The 13759-nt window shown below is 72.0% G+C and carries 15 protein-coding genes; 2 read left to right on the top strand and 13 right to left on the bottom strand.

The features are described 5' to 3' along the window. Nucleotides 1-305: 305 nt before the first annotated feature. From NJ376_RS01695 to NJ376_RS01650, 10 genes are all read right to left on the bottom strand, one after another. Nucleotides 306-1259 carry a ketopantoate reductase family protein gene (locus NJ376_RS01695; RefSeq protein WP_252951477.1) on the bottom strand — a complete coding sequence of 318 codons (954 nt, stop codon included), beginning with the start codon at nucleotides 1257-1259 and terminating at the stop codon, nucleotides 306-308. A 10-nt stretch (nucleotides 1260-1269) separates the two neighbouring features. Next, nucleotides 1270-2157, bottom strand: a complete 888-nt coding sequence (locus tag NJ376_RS01690) for a lipid A biosynthesis lauroyl acyltransferase (RefSeq protein ID WP_252951476.1) — start codon at nucleotides 2155-2157, stop codon at nucleotides 1270-1272. 91 nt (nucleotides 2158-2248) lie between these two features. After that, entirely contained in the window at nucleotides 2249-3271 is a 1023-nt protein-coding gene (locus NJ376_RS01685) for a zinc-binding dehydrogenase (RefSeq protein ID WP_252951475.1), read from the bottom strand. A gap of 28 nt (nucleotides 3272-3299) precedes the next feature. After that, on the bottom strand, nucleotides 3300-4565 hold the full coding sequence (locus NJ376_RS01680) for a beta-ketoacyl-ACP synthase (RefSeq protein ID WP_252951474.1): 1266 nt from the start codon (nucleotides 4563-4565) through the stop codon (nucleotides 3300-3302). After that, a complete protein-coding gene (locus tag NJ376_RS01675; protein ID WP_252951473.1) occupies nucleotides 4565-5683 on the bottom strand; it encodes a beta-ketoacyl-ACP synthase in 1119 nt (372 codons plus the stop codon). Before NJ376_RS01675 ends, NJ376_RS01680 begins: the two co-directional genes overlap by 1 nt. Then, nucleotides 5680-6144 carry a 3-hydroxyacyl-ACP dehydratase FabZ family protein gene (locus tag NJ376_RS01670; protein WP_252951472.1) on the bottom strand — a complete coding sequence of 155 codons (465 nt, stop codon included), beginning with the start codon at nucleotides 6142-6144 and terminating at the stop codon, nucleotides 5680-5682. Before NJ376_RS01670 ends, NJ376_RS01675 begins: the two co-directional genes overlap by 4 nt. Before the next feature lie 28 nt (nucleotides 6145-6172). Further along, nucleotides 6173-6454, bottom strand: a complete 282-nt coding sequence (locus NJ376_RS01665; RefSeq protein ID WP_252951471.1) for an acyl carrier protein — start codon at nucleotides 6452-6454, stop codon at nucleotides 6173-6175. A gap of 133 nt (nucleotides 6455-6587) precedes the next feature. After that, the gene (locus NJ376_RS01660; RefSeq protein ID WP_252951470.1) at nucleotides 6588-7871 is read right to left on the bottom strand and encodes an MFS transporter; all 1284 of its coding nucleotides are present in this window, start codon (nucleotides 7869-7871) and stop codon (nucleotides 6588-6590) included. Between the two features lie 54 nt (nucleotides 7872-7925). After that, nucleotides 7926-8351, bottom strand: a complete 426-nt coding sequence (locus NJ376_RS01655; protein ID WP_252951469.1) for a MarR family winged helix-turn-helix transcriptional regulator — start codon at nucleotides 8349-8351, stop codon at nucleotides 7926-7928. Between the two features lie 108 nt (nucleotides 8352-8459). Then, nucleotides 8460-9242, bottom strand: coding sequence for an SDR family NAD(P)-dependent oxidoreductase (locus NJ376_RS01650; RefSeq protein ID WP_252951468.1), 783 nt, complete (start codon nucleotides 9240-9242; stop codon nucleotides 8460-8462). Between the two features lie 100 nt (nucleotides 9243-9342). On the opposite strand from NJ376_RS01650, the gene NJ376_RS01645 reads away from it, so the two are divergent. Next, nucleotides 9343-9885, top strand: coding sequence for a MarR family winged helix-turn-helix transcriptional regulator (locus NJ376_RS01645; RefSeq protein ID WP_252951467.1), 543 nt, complete (start codon nucleotides 9343-9345; stop codon nucleotides 9883-9885). 148 nt (nucleotides 9886-10033) lie between these two features. Further along, entirely contained in the window at nucleotides 10034-10417 is a 384-nt protein-coding gene (locus NJ376_RS01640; protein WP_252951466.1) for a VOC family protein, read from the top strand. Nucleotides 10418-10627: 210 nt separating this feature from the next. Here NJ376_RS01640 and NJ376_RS01635 read toward each other — a convergent pair whose 3' ends face one another. The 3 genes from NJ376_RS01635 to NJ376_RS01625 are packed head-to-tail and all read right to left on the bottom strand — an operon-like array spanning nucleotide 10628 to nucleotide 13637. Further along, on the bottom strand, nucleotides 10628-11491 hold the full coding sequence (locus NJ376_RS01635; protein ID WP_252951465.1) for an MBL fold metallo-hydrolase: 864 nt from the start codon (nucleotides 11489-11491) through the stop codon (nucleotides 10628-10630). An 11-nt stretch (nucleotides 11492-11502) separates the two neighbouring features. After that, nucleotides 11503-12414, bottom strand: a complete 912-nt coding sequence (locus NJ376_RS01630; protein WP_252951464.1) for an NAD(P)-dependent oxidoreductase — start codon at nucleotides 12412-12414, stop codon at nucleotides 11503-11505. Between the two features lie 8 nt (nucleotides 12415-12422). After that, nucleotides 12423-13637: an ABC transporter substrate-binding protein gene (locus NJ376_RS01625; RefSeq protein ID WP_252951463.1), complete on the bottom strand. Its 1215-nt coding sequence runs from the start codon at nucleotides 13635-13637 to the stop codon at nucleotides 12423-12425. Between the last annotated feature and the right edge of the window lie 122 nt (nucleotides 13638-13759).

Raw genomic sequence — 13759 nt, 5'->3', positions numbered from 1 at the left:
TGCCCTGCAAACAAAAGCGTAGAGCGTTTTCGGTGAACGCATGTAAACCGAAAACGCTCTAGGGCGGCCACAGGCCGGCACGATCGGCGAGGCGGCCGGGTGCGGTTTCCGGGTGCCTGTCGTCAGGATGCTTCCTGGGGAGGCTGGGCGGCGGCAGCCTCCGGCTGCCCACGTCTCATGCCGGCCGCGCGGAAGGCTGACCGATGTCGATCCGTGGGCGCGCGGCCGGTATGCCCTTGCGGCTGGCGCGCAGCCGTCCCAGCAACCTTGCGGGGATACCCGGCCTGGACTTTCCGGGCCGGGTATCAGCCTGGGCCGGTGCCTCCGGGCAGCCGTCCCGCGTCCCGGCGCTGCTCATAGGCCTTGCAGTGCAGCAGGGCGGCTTCGTGGATCTCGCTCGGCACCCCCGCCCGCTGCGCCGCTTGGACCAGGAAACCGAGGATATGGTCGGCCTCGATCCGCTCGCCTGCCTCCAGGTCCCGTAGCATGGAGGTGGTGTAGCCGCCCTGCGGGTCGGCGAAGACGCGGCCGATATCCTCGAGGAAGCTTTGCCGCACCGGTTGGCCCTCGGCCGCGGCGATGGCGGCGTTGCGGGCCAGCACCTTGGCCATGAATTCGACGCCGCCCGGCGCCCGTGCGATCTCCCCCGTGCTGGCGCGCAGCAGCACCGTGCCGATGACGCTGGTGCCGAGATGCACCAGCTTCTCCCACATGCGCAGCATGATGTCCGGCACCGCCTCCGCGACGATGCCGGGCGCCTTGCCGGCCAGCGCCGCCAGGGCCTGGACGCGGGGGGAGAGGGTGCCGTCGCGCTCCCCGAAGGTCAGCCAGCGCCAGTCGTTGAGCTGCCGCACCGTGCCGTCCGGCGCCAGCGTCGCCTGGATCTTGGCCAGGCCGCCCAGCACCGCCTCCCGTCCGAAGGCGGCGTCCAGGGTGGCGAGGTGGGAGAGGCCGTTCAGCACCGGCAGCACCGCCGTGCCCGGCCCGACCGCGGGGCGGATGGCCTCGATCGCCGCCGCCAGGTCATAGGCCTTGCAGGTGAGGAGGATGAGGTCGTAGCCGCTGCCCGGCGCCTCGGCGGCGACGGTGCTCACCGGCAGGGTGGCGTTGCCGAAGGGGCTTTCGATGACCAGGCCGCGTTCCGCGAGCTGCGCCGCGCGGCGCGGGCGGACGAGGAAGCTTACCTCCGCCCCCGCCTGTTGCAGCCTGCCGCCGAAATAGCCGCCGAGCGCGCCGGCGCCGAGCACCAGGATCCGCATGCCTTCCCCCCTACCGCCAGCGGCGGTGCATCCACAGCCATTGCCCAGGATAGTCGCGGATCCAGCCCTCGACGATCCGGGTGATGGCCGCCGTCGCCGCCTCGATATCCACCTCGCCCTTCGCGTCGCGGGGCAGGTTGATCGGCTCGGTCAGCTCCAGCCGGAAGCGGGCGCCGTCGAGGCGGATGGCGCGGGCGCCATGCACCGGGCAGTCGAAGCGGCGGGCGAGGCGCGGCAGCAGCGGGTTGGTCGGCGTCTCCCGCCCGAAGAAGGCGATGCGCGGGCCGCGGCTGAAGCGCTGGTCCACCAGCATGCCGACATGCAGCCCCTCATCCAGCGCTTCCAGCATGCGGACCGGGGCGCTGATGTTGGTGGGGATCAGCCTTCCCATGCTGCCGGCGCGCAGCCTGACGATCAGCCGCCCGATCGCGGCATTGTTCGGCATGCGGTAGAGCACGGCGGAGTCGAGCCCATGCGCCGCCGCGGCGATCGCCGGCAGCTCCCAATTCGCCAGATGGGCGGCGAAGAACAGGCCGGGCTTGCCGTCGCCCCGCAGTTCCATGAAGCGGGCCACGGTCTCGGGCGAGAGCTGGATGCGGCCGGTATTGGGATTGGCTTCGTCGAAATCCCAGATGCGGTCCATATGGACGTATTCGCAGGCGGTGCGGCCGAGATTGTCCCAGGCCTCACGGGCGATGCGGCGGTGCTCCTCGGGCGGCTTCTCCGGGAAGGCGCGGGCGATGTTGTCCAGCGTGGTGCGCTGCACCGGCAGCAAGGGACCGATATTCCGCGCGAGGAAGCCGCCGAGCGCCGAGGCACGGTCCGGGCCCAGGGCACGCAACACGGCGAAGAGCGCGCGGACCAGCAGGGCGAGGACGGAATCGAGGAAGCGTTGCATGGCGGGTTATGCGCGGGGCGCATCCGCGGCCCAAGCCTGCCCCGCAGGGCCGGGATGGGTGCGCCCAGCGCCGCCGCGCAGGCGGCGCGCGCTACAGCGTGACAACGATCTTGCCGAAGACCTGCCGCGTCTCCAGCCGCGCCAGCGCTGCCTCGAACTGCTCGAGCGGCGCAACGGTGTCCAGCACCGGCGTGATCCCCGCCGCCATCTTGCCGAGGCCGTCGGCGATGTTGCGCATGGAGGCGCCGAAGCTGCCGAAGATCTTGAGCTGGCGTTGGAAGACCATCATCAGGTTGGTTTCGGCCGAGACGCCCGAGGTGCTGCCGCAGGTCACCAGCCGCCCGCCCATCCGGAGCGAGAGCAGGGAGCCCGCCCAGGTGGTGGCGCCGACATGCTCGAACACCACGTCGACGCCGCGCTTCTTCGTCACCTTGCGGGCGACGCTCTCGAAGCGGTCGGTGGTGTAGTTCACCACATGGTCGGCGCCGAGGGCGCGCGCCTTCTCGCATTTCTCGTCGGAGCCGGCGGTGGCGATGACGGTGCAGCCCATGGCCTTGGCCAGCTTCACCGCGACGGTGCCGATGCCGGAGCCCGCGGCCTGCACCAGCACCACCTCGCCCGGCTCCAGCTTCGCATTGTCGAACAGCATGTGCTCGACGGTGGAGAAGGTGATGGCGGCGCAGGCGGCCTGCTCCGCCGGAATGCCCTCCGGCACCGGCACCAGCAGGCGGGAGTCCTGGTTCACCTTCTCCTGCGCGAAGCCATCGACATGGAAGCCCTTCACCCCGCGGACATTCTCGCAGAGGTTGTCGCGGCCCTCGCGGCAGGCGCGGCAGGTGCCGCAGGTCAGCGCGCCATAGGGCACGGCAAGCTGGCCGGGGCGCCAGCCCGAGACGCCCTCGCCGAGCGCGATCACCTCGCCCACCGCTTCCGCGCCGACGGTCAGGGGCAGCTGCCGCTTGGCGAAGGCCATGCCGCGCCAGCCCCAGACATCGATGTGGTTGAGGCCGACGGCGCGCATGCGGAGCTGCACCTCGCCGGGCCCCGGCGGCGGCGGGTCCGGCACCTCGACAAGGCGGGTATCGCGGTCGCCGAAAAGCTGCAGCGCGCGCATCAGGCCGACGCCCCGGCTGCCGCGCCGCTCACGGGGCAGCCCCCAGCACCAGGCAGACATTCTGCCCGCCGAAGCCGAAGCTGTTGGACAGCACCTGCGTCACCTTCGCGTCCCGCGCCACATTCGGCACCACATCCAGCGGAATCGCCGGATCCGGCACCTCATGGTTGATGGTCGGCGGCAGGCGCTGGTCGCGGATGGTCAGCAGGCTGAACGCCGCCTCGATGGCGCCGGCAGCGGAGAGGGTATGGCCGATCATCGACTTGTTGGAGGAGATCGGCGGTGACGCCTCGCCGAAGACGGCGCGCATGCCGAGGGTCTCCATCTTGTCGTTCTCCGGCGTGCCGGTGCCATGGGCATTCACGTAGTCGATCTGCCCCGGCTCCAGCCCCGCATCGGCAATGGCCGCGCGCATGGCGCCGATGATGGCGCCGCCATCCGGGTTGGAGCGCGTGCGGTGGAAGCTGTCCGCCTTCTCCCCGGCGCCGAGGACCAGGCCGAGCACCGTCGCACCGCGGGCCCGGGCGCTCTCCAGGCTCTCCAGCACCAGCGCCGCCGCGCCTTCGCTCATCACGAAGCCGTCGCGGGACTTCTCGAAGGGGCGGGAGGCCTTGGTGGGATCCTCGTTGCGGGCCGAAAGGGCGGAAAGCAGCGAGAAGCGGATCAGCGCCTCCGGCTGCACGCTGCCCTCGGCGCCGATGCAGAGCGCCGCCTCCGCCTCGCCGCGCTGGATCGCCTCGACCCCGAGCTGGATGGAGGAGGCGCCGGTGGCGCAGGCGGTGGTCAGCGAGATCGGCGCGCCGCGTGTGCCGAAGCGCTCCGCCAGCCGCTCGCCCACGCCGCCGAACAGGCAGCTCTCGAACAGCGCCTGCTGGCCGGTGGCGGCGGCGATCAGGGCCGGGTAGCTGCCCGCCTCCCCGCCATTGCCCTGGCGGGCGAGGGCGAGGCGGGACGGCCATTCCACCTCCACCGGCGGCATGCCGAGGAAGAGCGGGCCGGGGAAGTTCGCCCTGGCGCCGATGCCGGCCTCCGCGACCGCTTCCTCCGCCGCCAGCGCTGCCATGCGCTCGACCCGTTCGGGGGAGCTGAGGGGCTCGCGCCCCGCCTCTTCCGGCAGCACCACCTGGCCGGCGATGGTGGTGCGCAGATGCTCGGTGGGGAAGCGGGTGATGCGGGAGATGCCGGAGCGGCCGGCGAGCAGCCCGGCCCAGCTCTCCGCCACCCCGAAGCCGAGCGGGGTGACGAGGCCGATGCCGGTGACGGCGACGATGGGGCGGCCGAGATGATCGCGCATCAGATGGGCTCCATCAGGGCCAGCGCCTCGCCGCGCCAGACGCCGAAGCCGGTGACCAGCGCCTGCGGCGCGCCGGCCTGCACCGAGGCGGCGGCGAGCGCCAGGTTGGTCGGGAAGGCGGCCTCCACGCTGTGGCCCAGCGTCTCCGCCGTGCGCACCACCGGGCCATGGCCGGGGAGGGAGGCAAGGAATTCCTCCTCCGCCGCCCGCGCCGCGCCGGCGCCGCTCATGCCGGAGATCACCGCCGCGCCGGGGCGGATCGGCAGCCGCGCGGCGAGCGCCGTGGCGGAGGCGGCGGCGCTGTCCGTGCCCCGCCGGCGGGCGGCGCCGGTGGCGATGCCCGCGAGCTTCGCCAGCCCGGCGGCGCCGCGCGCCCGGGCATGGGATTCCGTCTCCAGCACCAGGAAGCAGGCGGCGCTGCCCATCACCAGGCCGGCCTCGCCGCGCTCCGCCAGCCGCGCCCAGGGGCCGCGATGCAGTGTGCCGGAGGCGGCGTAGAGCAGCAGCATGTCCCAGCGCCCGGCGACATAGGCGCCGCCCGCGAGCGCGATGTCGCCCCGCCCCTCGGCCAGCCGGGCCGCGGCGATGCGCACCGCATCGGCCGCCGCGCTCTCCTCCCCCATGAAGGTGCGGGAGGAGCCGGTGACGCCGTGGACGATGGAGATGTTGCCGGCCAGCAGGTTGGAAAGCTGGGCAAGGAAGAGGGTGGGCCGCAGCCCGCCGGCCAGGCGCTCATTCAGCTTTGGCCCGGCCTCCTCCGGCGGCAGCCGGGCCAGCTCGGCGCTGATGGCCTCATCCAGGCCGATATCCCGCTCCCCGCCGCCCGCCGCGACGACCAGGTGCATGTCGGAGACCAGGTCGCGCGCCGCGGCGGACTCGATCGCGAGGCCGGCGGCATAGGTGCCGAGGCGCTGCCAGGGCTCCATCTGCCGCTGGTCGCCCTTCTTCGGGATCTGGCTGTCGAGGTTGAGCGGCGGCAAGGGATGCACGGGGAAGGGGGCGAAGGTCGCCTCCTCCAGCACCGGGGCGCCGCCGGACAGCGCCGGGCGGTTCGCCTCCAGCCCCTCGCCGAGGGAGGTGACGAGGCCGATGCCGGTGATCCAGACGGGCTGGCTCATGAATTCTGGTCCTTCAGCAGGCCGACCTCGCGGGCGCGGCCGCGCATCGCCTCGGCCAGTTCCGGCGCCGGGAAGTCCTGGATGCTGAACTTCATCTCCTTCACCTCCGCGACCTTCCGGCCGGCGGCGGTGATGGCGGCATCCGTGACGGCGAAGCCCGAGCCCTCATGCACCAGCGTTGCGGTGACGGTCAGGCGGGTGTCCGGCCCGACGAAGCTGCGCAATTTCACCGCCCCGGTGCCGATGAGGAAGGCCATGCGGGAGAGGTTCAGGCGGGAGAGCAGCAGGAAGCCGCCGGCCTGGGCCATGGTCTCCACCAGCAGCACGCCGGGCACCAGCGGGTGGCCCGGGAAATGCCCCTCGAAGACCGGACTCGCCGCAGGCACCAGCGCCTCGGCGGTGATGCGTTCGGGCGCCAGCTCCAGCACCCGGTCGATCATCTGGAAATATTCGAGGCGCATGGCGATGGGCGGCGCGCGGGGTGGGGCCTCAGCCGCCCTTGGCCGCCACCAGCTCCTCGATCCGGGCCGCCAGGTTCTGCATGACGAAGTATTGCTCGGCCGGGGCGGCGCCGGAATTCACTTCCTGGGTCCAGGCCTCGACCGGGACCTTGATGCCGAATTCCTTGTCGATCGCGAAGACGATGTCGAGGAAGTCCAGGCTGTCGATGCCGAGGTCTTCGATGACATGGCTCTCGGGCTTGATGTTCTCGCGCGGGACATCGCTGGTCTCGGCGATGATCTCGGCGATGCGGTCGAACGCCGATGCCATGGCGATTCTCCGGAAAAGGCAGGGGGCAGGGAGGGGGGTCTTTGGCGCGTTCCCGGCGGAATGTCCAGCGGGACGGCGAGGATGGTGGCGCCGCCCCCGGCCAGGGCCGGGGGCGGGAGGGCGGCTCGCCGCCTCAGGCCACCGCCGCAACCGGCGCCGGCCGCGGCCGGGCGCCGAAGATCGCCGCGGCCGCCAGCAGGCATAGCACCCCGGAGAGGAAGAAGAAGGGCAGGTAGCTGTCATAGGCGGTGCGGGTGAAGCCGGCGCCATAGGCGGCGAAGGCGGCGCCGAGCTGGTGGCCGGTGAAGACCCAGCCGAAGACGATGTTCGCCCGCTCCCCGAACCGGTCCGCCGCCAGCTTCACCGTGGGCGGCACGGTCGCCACCCAGTCCAGCCCGTAGAAGACGGCGAAGACCGCCAGCCCGTAGAGGCTGAAATCGGAGAAGGGCAGGTAGATCAGGGACAGGCCGCGCAGCCCGTAATACCAGAAGAGCAGCCAGCGGCTGTCATAGCGGTCCGAGAGCCAGCCGGAGCCGATGGTGCCCGCGACGTCGAACAGGCCGATCATGGCCAGCACGCCGGCCGCCGCCACCGGGGCGATGCCGAAATCGCCGCAGAGCGGGATGAAATGCGTCTGGACCAGGCCGTTGGTGCTGGCGCCGCAGACGAAGAAGGTGCCGAAGAGCAGCCAGAACACCCGGGTCTTCGCCGCATCCCTGAGCGTCACCAGGGGGGAGGCGAGCATGGCGCCGAAGCCGAGCGGCGGGGGCGGCGCGGCCACCGGCGCGGTGGCGCCGTAGGGAGCCAAGCCGATATCCGAGGGCCGGTCCCGCATCAGCGCCAGCACGGCCAGCGCCGTGACCAGCAGCAGGGCGAGCATGAGGGACAGCGCGCCGCGCCAGCCGATGCTGTCCGTCAGCGCCGCCAGCAGGGGCATGAAGACGAGCTGGCCAGTGGCGCTGCTGGCGGTCAGCAGCCCCATCACCAGGCCGCGGCGCTGGGCGAACCAGCGTTGCGCCACCGTCGCGCCCAGCACCATGGCGGTGAGGCCGGTGCCGAAGCCCACCACCACGCCCCAGAGCGCCAGCAGGTGCCAAAGCCGCGTCATGAAGAAGGAGCCGAAGATGCCGGCGGCGACCAGGGTCAGGGCGAAGCTCGCCACCCGACGGGGACCGAAGCGATTCAGCAGCGCGGCGGAGAAGGGGGCGAGCAGGCCGAAGAGGACCAGGCGGATGGCGAAGCCGGCGGAGATATCCGCGGTGTCCCAGCCGAATTCCTGCTGCAGCGGGGCGATCAGCACGCCCGGCGTGCCGACCGCGCCGGCGGTGACCAGCATGGTGAGGAAGGTGACCGCCGCCACCACCCAGGCATAGTGCCGGCGGCCGGGGGCGGGCGGTGGGGCGTGGTCCGGTGACATGAGATGGTCCTCAGAGTTAGGGGTATATACCCGTATTGGCCGGAGAAACCGCCATCAAACGGCGTCCAGAACCTCCTCGAAGGCGCGGAGGCGGTCCGGGCCCAGCCGGGCTTCCAGGGCCCTCTGGCATTCGTCCCAGACCGGGATGGAGGCTTCGAGCACGGCCCGTCCCGGCTCCGAGAGGGTGACCATGGCTTCCCGCTGGTCCGCCTTCCCCGGGCCGAGGGCGGCGAGGCCCTGCCGTTCCAGCACCCGGACATTGCGCCCGATGGTGGAGCGGTCGAGCTCCGCCAGCCGGCCCAGCTCCGTCAGGCTGATGGGCTGGTGCCGTTCGATCATCCGCAGCAGGGAGTACTGGGCGATGGTGATGCCGAGTGGCGCCAGGGCCTGGTCGTAGAAGGCGTTGAGCCGGCGCGTGGCTTGGCGAAGGCGGATGCAGTAGCAGCGTGGCGACATGATGCGGGTATATGCGCGCATCATGCCGCGAGTCCAGGACAAAATCCCGCCCCGGCCCTTCGGGGCAGGGTCTGCGCCAGGGGCTGAGCCCTGTCAGGGCCGGCGGCGAAGCGCCGCTGCCTATTCCACCCCTTAGCGCGGCGCCGGCCGGCCCGTCCGCGTCGCCTCGAACAGCGCCAGCCGTGCTGCCTCGGCCCGCTGCCACAGCCCGAGATCGGCCAGTGGCGGGATGGTCACCGCCTCGCCCTGGTCCAGCCCGGCCAGCGCCGCGTCCACCATGTTCTCCACCGTCATCACCATGCCGGTGTCCAGGCTGGCGAGCGGCACGCCGGAATTGTCCCAGATCTCCGTCGCGGTCGCCGCCGGCAGCACCGCCTGCACCTTCACCCCGCTGCCCGCCAACTCCTTCTGCAGGCCGCGGCTGAAATTCAGCACAAAGCCCTTGGTGCCGCTGTACACCGCGCTGCCCGGCAGCACCTCCAGCCCCAGCACCGAGGCGATGTTGATGATCAGCCCGCGGTTGCGTGCCAGGAAGCCCGGCAGCAGCGCCTGGGTGAGCTGGGTCAGGCTGGTGATGTTCAGCGCGATCTGGCTCAGCGAATCCGCCAGCGGTGCGGTGCCGAAGGGTGCCAGCTTGGCGAGGCCGGCATTGTTCACCAGCACCTCGATCCGCGGGTTCGCTGCCAGCGTGGCGGCGGTCTGGGCCAGTGAGGCGGGGTCGGCCAGGTCGGCGACGTGGATGTCCGCCTTGCGGCCATGGGTCTCGGCGATCCGGGCCGCCAGGGCCTGCAGCCGGTCGGCCCGCCGGGCAACCAGGATCAGGTCATGGCCGCGCGCCGCCAGCCGGTCGGCATAGACGGCGCCGATGCCGGAAGAGGCGCCGGTGACGACGGCGAGGGAGGGCTCGGTGGGCATGGCAGGGCTCCGATCGGTTGAGTGCTCAAGGAATGGCCGCCCGGCATTTGGGACGCCCGCGCCCCTGGGCAATGCTAGAGGGCGCAACTAATTTCATGGCATGACCCGCCGCCTGGAGATCGAGCCCGCCGGACCGCCGCCGGACGCGGCCTGCCCCCTGCTGCCCGGGGAGCTGAGTTGCCTGAATGCGACGCTCCGCCGCACCACCCGCCAGCTCGGCGCGCTCTATGACGAGGCGCTGGCGCCGACCGGCCTCAAGGCCACGCAATTCGGCCTGCTGGCGCAGATCGAGCAGGCGGGGGGCGAGGCGGGAGCGCCGCTGCACACCCTGGCGGAGCGCTTGGCCCTGCACGTCTCCGCCCTGACCCACGCGCTGCGCCCGCTGCTGCGCGACGGGCTGGTGGCGCTGCGCCCGGGGGCGGCCGACAAGCGGGTGCGGCAGGCCAGCCTCACCGAGGCCGGCCGGCGGAAGCTGGGGGAGGGGCTGCGGCTTTGGGCCATGGTGAACGGCAAGGTGGAGGCGGCGCTGGGCCACGACGCAGCGGCGCAGCTCCGCGCCCTGGCGCGGCGGGTGGAGTCGGCGGAATTCCGCGCCGCCTACCGCGCCGCCCCGGCGCCGGGGGAGGCCGGGCCGCCCGGCTGAATTCGGGCAGTGCCGGCCTGCGGCGAGCGGCGCGAGCCGGACCACCGACCCGATCGCTACCCTCATGCCCGCCAGGACAACCGCACTCTTCGACTCGGTCCGTCACACCCTCTAGGCTGTCGGCGGCTCAGCCAGGAGGAAACGTTCCATGCCGAAGATCCGCTTCGACCACATCCATCTGCGCAGCCCCAACCCGGAGGCAACGGCCGCCTGGTTCGCCGAGACGCTGGGCGCCGAAGTCATCCGCTCCACCCCCGGCGGCAAGCCGCGCATCGACCTGAAGCTGGGCGGGCAGGACATCTTCATCGCCGAGGCGGATGCGGCGGTGGCGGCGGCGCCCTCCTCGCCCTATCAGGGGCTCGACCATATCGGCCTGTTCGTCGAGGGGCTGGACGAGGTGGCGGCGGAGCTGAAGGCGAAGGGCGTGACCTTCACCATGGAGCCGAAGCAGGCCCGGCCTGGCGTGCGCATCTGCTTCATCCGCGGGCCGGAGAACATCTCCATCGAACTGCTGGAACGCACCCCGGCCTGAGCACAAAGGCCGACGCGTCGGGCCTGATCCCTGCCAAACCCGGAGGTTTGGGGGACGGAAGGGCGCCAGGAGCCAGAGCGATGGGCGCCCCGCGCGAGGCCGGGCGCACGGCAAGCTGCCAGGAAAGGGGCCGCCAATACTGGCTGCATCGGCAAGCCGCCTGACGCCGCACGAGACCGGCCGGATGCCCGGGCGCCGACCGGGTACGGCCTAGCCCCCTGCCGTCTCGAAGCTGAGGCCGCCCGCCCCCGCGAGGATGCGGATGACGCCGGGGAAGGGGATATGCGCCCCGGCCAGGCGCAGCCCGCTCTCCGCGGCCTCCGCCAGCAATTGCTGCCGCATGGCCCTGGCCCCCGCCCGGTCGGCGTCGAACAGGAAGCCCCATTCCGGGTGCTGCACCTGCAGAGCCGGCAGGTGCAGCACATCGGCCGAAAGCAGCACCGGGTCCCGCTGCCCGAGCAGGAAGCCGACCTGGCCTGGCGTATGCCCCGGCAGCGCCCGCACGGTGACGCCGGGCAGCACCTCCTCCCCCGGCCGGATGACGACGAGGCGGTCGGCATAGAGGCGCAGCGCCGCCTCGGCAAAGGGAAGCTGGACGGATTGCAGCTCATCCAGCTTCTCCGGCGCGCGCCAGAAGGCGATCTCCTCCGCCGCGACATGCAGCTTGGCATTGGGGAAGGCCGGAGCCCCGTCCTTGGCCAGCCCGGCGGCATGGTCGCCATGCAGATGCGTCAGGAGCAGATCGGTGACCTCCTCCGGCTTATGGCCGGCGCGCTGCAAGGCAAGTGGCAGCTGCCCGAGCTGGTCACCGCGGCGCTTGCCGTCCCCCGCATCCACCAGGCAGAGCCGGTCCGGCGTGCGGATCAGGAAGGCGTTGACCGAGATGGCGAGGTCATCGAGGTCCTGGCCATCGGCCGCCGCCAGCGCGTCGCCGATGCCGCGCACCACATCGGGGAAGCGCGACATATCGACGTTGAGATAGCCGTCGCAGAGCGCGAAGAGCTCCACCCCGTCCACCGGGATGGGCTGCGCTTGGCCGCCGGAGGCGCGGATGCGTCGCGTCGTCTCTCTCATCCCCGAGGCTCCTATGCGTCGTTGCGCCGGGTCGCGACGAGCTCGGTGCCGGACCAGCCTTCGGTGATCTTCGCCAGCTCCGTGATGTCGCCCTTGGCGAGGCCGCCGGACATGGCGAGGCCGTAGAGCATCTGCGCCGCCCGGCTGGTGGGCATGACGAGGCCGAGCGCCTCCGCCTCCTGCAAGGCCAGGCGCATGTCCTTCGCCATCAGCTCCATGCGGAAGCCGAAATCGAAGCGGCGGGAGAGCACCGGGCCCTCCGCGAAGCGCTCCGTCGCGAAGCTGCGGCCGGAGCTCTTGTTGATGACGCCGACCATCAGCTCCGGGTCCAGGCCCGCCTTGGCGCCCATGGCCAGCGCCTCGCAGGCCGCGGCCCAGCTCGTCGCGGCCAGCAGGTTGTTCACCAGCTTCAGCGTCTGGCCGAGGCCGACCTGCGGCCCGACGAAGACGGTGTTGCTGCCGATCACCTCCAGCACCGGGCGCACCGCGGCGAAGGCCTCCGGGTCCCCCGCCGCCATGACGGAGAGGGTGCCGGCTTCCGCCCCGGCGACGCCGCCGGAGACCGGCGCGTCCAGCGCCGTCACGCCGCGCGGCGCCAGGCCCTGGGCGACCGCGACCGCCACCTGCGCGCCGGTGGTGGAGAGATCGACATAGGTGCGGAGCGCGCCGCCCTCCGCCAGCCCGCCCGGGGCAAGGGCCACCTGCCGCACCACATCCGGCGTCGGCAGGCTGACCAGCACGGTCGCCGCCTCCGCCGCGACGGCGGCCGGGGAGGGGCGGGCGGTGGCGCCGGCCGAGACCGCGGCGGCCACCGCCGTGGCGTTCAGGTCATGGACCAGTACCTGATGGCCGGCGCCGAGCAGCCGGCGGACCATCGGCGCGCCCATGGCGCCGAGGCCGATGAAGCCCAGAGGAGCAGACACCGGCGCGCTCACTGGCGCACCAGCGGGCAGCCGCCCTCGTTCAGCGGGCGGAAGGCCTGATCGGCCGGGATGGTGGAGAGGATGCGGTAGAGATCCCAGGGAGCGGAGGAGTCCTCCGGCTTCTTCACCTCTACCAGATGCACGTCATGCACATGGCGGCCATCCGCACGCACGCGGCCGCCATGGGCGAAGACGTCATCCACCGGCAGCTCCCGCATCTTCGCGGCGACGGCCATCGCCTCGTCCGTGCCGGCGGCCTCGATCGCCTTCAGCCAGTGGCGCACGCCGGAATAGACGCCGGCCTGGTACTGCGTCGGCATCCTGCCCTGGTGCCGCTCGGCGAAGCGGCGGGCGAAGGCGCGGCTTTCCTCGTTCTGGTCCCAGTACCAGGCATCCACGGAAACCACGCCCTGGGCGGTTTGCAGGCCCAGGGCCTTGATGTCCGTGATGTTCACGAAAAAGCCGACCAGCCGCTGGCCGCTCCGCGTCAGGCCGAATTCGCCCGCCTGCTTGATGGCGTTCACCGTATCCGTCCCGGCCTTGGCCAGCGCGACGATCTGGGCGCGGGAGGCCTGGGCCCGCAGCAGGAAGGAGGAGAAATCGGCGGTGTTCAGCGGGTGTCGGGCGCGGCCCATGACGCGGCCACCCTCGGCATTCACCACCGCCTCGGAGCCGCGCTCCTGCGCGTAGCCGCCCTCGTAATCCACCGTCAGATAGTACCAGCTACGCCCGCCCTGGCCCATGACGGCGCGGGTGATGCCGGTGGTCAGCGCATAGCTGTCCAGCACCCAATGGAAGCCGACCGGGGAGCATTGCCGGCCCGTCAGCTCCGTGGTGGCGGCGGAGGTGTTGATGATGATTCGGTTGCGCTCCCGTCCGACCTGCTGCACGGCCAGCGCCACGGCGCTGTTCGGCATGTCGATCACCATGTCCACGCGGTCGGTGTCCACCCAGCGGCGGGCGAGGGCGGCGCCGACATCCGGCTTGTTCTGATGGTCGCCGCCCACCACCTCGATCGGCTTGCCGAGCGCCCGGCCACCATTGTGATCCTCGGCGGCCATGCGCGCCGCGACGACGGAGCCGGGCCCGGCGAAATCCGCATAGGGGCCGGAAAGGTCGGTGAGCACGCCGACGCGGACCACATCGTCCGAGACCTGGGCGCGCGCGGTGAAGGGGGCAAGGCAAAGGGCGAGCGCGCAGGCCGCGCCGCGAAGCAGGGACATCCATTCCTCCGTTTTGGCGCTCATCCGGCGCTTGCAACGGATGCTACACCATCGTGGCCGGGATGCCAGCTTCGGCGTCCTGGGCCCGGCGTCCGGCGGGCCTGCGTGCAGGCCGCGGGTTC

Origin of the sequence: Siccirubricoccus soli (assembly GCF_024178315.1) — a bacterium.
GTDB classification, from domain to species: Bacteria; Pseudomonadota; Alphaproteobacteria; order Acetobacterales; family Acetobacteraceae; genus Siccirubricoccus; species Siccirubricoccus soli.
This window is presented reverse-complemented; position numbering and strand designations above follow the sequence as displayed.

What these genes read in the sequence shown, in the direction of transcription:
- NJ376_RS01695 (WP_252951477.1), bottom strand. Translation starts at nt 1,259, where the DNA reads ATGCGGATCCTGGTGCTCGGCGCCGGCGCGCTCGGCGGCTATTTCGGC.
- NJ376_RS01690 (WP_252951476.1), bottom strand. Translation starts at nt 2,157, where the DNA reads ATGCAACGCTTCCTCGATTCCGTCCTCGCCCTGCTGGTCCGCGCGCTC.
- NJ376_RS01685 (WP_252951475.1), bottom strand. Translation starts at nt 3,271, where the DNA reads ATGCGCGCGCTGCAGCTTTTCGGCGACCGCGATACCCGCCTTGTCGAG.
- NJ376_RS01680 (WP_252951474.1), bottom strand. Translation starts at nt 4,565, where the DNA reads ATGCGCGATCATCTCGGCCGCCCCATCGTCGCCGTCACCGGCATCGGC.
- NJ376_RS01675 (WP_252951473.1), bottom strand. Translation starts at nt 5,683, where the DNA reads ATGAGCCAGCCCGTCTGGATCACCGGCATCGGCCTCGTCACCTCCCTC.
- NJ376_RS01670 (WP_252951472.1), bottom strand. Translation starts at nt 6,144, where the DNA reads ATGCGCCTCGAATATTTCCAGATGATCGACCGGGTGCTGGAGCTGGCG.
- NJ376_RS01665 (WP_252951471.1), bottom strand. Translation starts at nt 6,454, where the DNA reads ATGGCATCGGCGTTCGACCGCATCGCCGAGATCATCGCCGAGACCAGC.
- NJ376_RS01660 (WP_252951470.1), bottom strand. Translation starts at nt 7,871, where the DNA reads ATGTCACCGGACCACGCCCCACCGCCCGCCCCCGGCCGCCGGCACTAT.
- NJ376_RS01655 (WP_252951469.1), bottom strand. Translation starts at nt 8,351, where the DNA reads ATGATGCGCGCATATACCCGCATCATGTCGCCACGCTGCTACTGCATC.
- NJ376_RS01650 (WP_252951468.1), bottom strand. Translation starts at nt 9,242, where the DNA reads ATGCCCACCGAGCCCTCCCTCGCCGTCGTCACCGGCGCCTCTTCCGGC.
- NJ376_RS01645 (WP_252951467.1), top strand. Translation starts at nt 9,343, where the DNA reads ATGACCCGCCGCCTGGAGATCGAGCCCGCCGGACCGCCGCCGGACGCG.
- NJ376_RS01640 (WP_252951466.1), top strand. Translation starts at nt 10,034, where the DNA reads ATGCCGAAGATCCGCTTCGACCACATCCATCTGCGCAGCCCCAACCCG.
- NJ376_RS01635 (WP_252951465.1), bottom strand. Translation starts at nt 11,491, where the DNA reads ATGAGAGAGACGACGCGACGCATCCGCGCCTCCGGCGGCCAAGCGCAG.
- NJ376_RS01625 (WP_252951463.1), bottom strand. Translation starts at nt 13,637, where the DNA reads ATGTCCCTGCTTCGCGGCGCGGCCTGCGCGCTCGCCCTTTGCCTTGCC.